2 protein-coding genes are annotated in these 1895 nt (G+C 40.0%); both read right to left on the bottom strand.

Annotation, left to right across the window (positions count from 1 at the left end):
* Positions 1-83 precede the first annotated feature (83 nt).
* Positions 84-887 (bottom strand): enoyl-ACP reductase FabI, encoded by an 804-nt coding sequence (locus C9E89_RS22415; protein ID WP_058952677.1) that lies wholly within the window; start codon positions 885-887, stop codon positions 84-86.
* 144 nt (positions 888-1031) lie between these two features.
* Positions 1032-1766, bottom strand: a complete 735-nt coding sequence (locus C9E89_RS22410) for a Bax inhibitor-1/YccA family protein (protein ID WP_058952676.1) — start codon at positions 1764-1766, stop codon at positions 1032-1034.
* Between the last annotated feature and the right edge of the window lie 129 nt (positions 1767-1895).

Below are 1895 nucleotides of genomic sequence, written 5' to 3'. Positions count from 1 at the left end.
AATCTTTTTAAAATCTCACTCGCTATCTTCAAAAACAAAGCCGCTATAAAAGCGGCTTTATTAAATGATTTTAATCAATCTAATTATTCATCAAGCATCAAGTCTGGGCTCATCCCCACAGTGTTGAAACCTGCATCGACATACATGATTTCACCGGTAATACCATTTGCCCAAGGTGAGCAAAGGAATAATGCAGCATTACCGACATCTTCAATGGTCACATTACGTTTAAGTGGTGAAATTTTTTCGTTTACATCTAACATTTTGCGGAACGACTTAATCCCTGATGCCGCCAAAGTACGGATTGGCCCTGCTGAAATCGCATTCACACGAATCCCTTCTGCACCCAAGCTTGATGCCAAGTAACGTACGCCCGCTTCTAATGATGCTTTCGCCATACCCATCACATTGTAGTTTGGCATTACACGTTCAGAACCTTGGTAAGTCAAAGTCAATAAACAACCTTGACGAACTAAAAGTAACGGCTTCGCAGCACGCGCCATCGCAATAAAGCTATATGCACTAATGTCATGTGCCACTTTAAAACCATTACGATCCGTTACATCGGTAAAGTCACCATCCAATGTATGCGCAGGCGCAAAACTAATCGAATGTACTACACCGTCTAACCCGTCCCAGTGTTTTGCCAATTCAACAAAAGTCTGTTCAATTTCAGCGTCGACAGCCACATCACATGGTAGAACAATCGTTGAGCCAAATTGTGCTGCAAATTCATCTACACGTTTTTTCAGTTTTTCATTTGGATAAGTAAATGCAAGTTCCGCGCCTTCACGGTGAAGCGCTTGAGCAATACCAAATGCAATTGATAATTTACTTGCAATACCTGCTACTAAAAAACGCTTTCCAGCCAATAGTCCTTGTGCCATGTGACTCTCACTCAAAATAATTTATCTGCATAATGCCAAGTTTAAGTTGAAACCGAAATTGCATAATGCGCCTTTTTTCAATTCATCAACATTCAATAACAAATACGCCCCAATGAAGGGGCGTATTTGTTAAAACTAAGGAGATTAGTCGTCGCCACGCAACATGCTGAGTAGACGTAGGAATGAATAGTACATCCACACCAGAGTCGCTAGTAGTGCAATACCACACAGCCATTCCATCGCTTTCGGAGCGTGTTGTGCCGCAGCACTTTCAATCAAATCAAAATCTAGAATTAAGTTCAGTGATGCAATCACTGCAACAAAAGCGGCAAAACCTAAACCTAATAAATTGTTTTCAAATAAAAATGGAATGCTTGAACCAAAAGCCAAACGCATGACCATCTGCACCACAAAGACAATCGCGATGGCAATTGATGCTGACATCACTACAGATTTGAATTTTTCAGTGGCACGAATAATTTGAAAACGATACAGGCCAAACATCACTAAAGTGGTGACAAAAGTTGCCAAGAGCGCTTGTAAAGGTACACCCGGATATTTCAATTGGAAAATAACCGACACCCCACCTAAAAAAGCACCTTCAAACAAGGCATATGGAATGGCAAGGGTACGTGCGGTATTTGGTTTAAAAGTTGCAATCAGGCCTAAAATTAGACCACCAATCGCACCGACTAAGGTTGCAGCATAGGCTAGCGAAATATTTAAGGTCATGAAACAGTATAAAAACAGTGCTATACCGACCACAGCCGCAATCACTGTAAGTAATACAGACTTCTGAATAGCACCTTGAACAGTCATCGGTTGACTATAGTCCGCATGTGTTTCCACGCGGTTCAAAATAGGGTTATTACTTTGCATAACTCAACTCTTTGTTATAATTTAATTAATTTACTTTATCATAAAGCTTGTTTTAAACTTGTATAGCAAAAAAGTGTTTCTTTTTTCTACACAAATACCCTCAGCTCTATTCGATTTCAATAAAAAAGA

The sequence above is a fragment of the Acinetobacter sichuanensis genome, assembly GCF_003024515.2.
GTDB lineage: Bacteria > Pseudomonadota > Gammaproteobacteria > Pseudomonadales > Moraxellaceae > Acinetobacter > Acinetobacter sichuanensis.
Note: the sequence above shows the minus strand (reverse complement) of the source record. Positions and strands in the feature narration are given on the sequence as shown.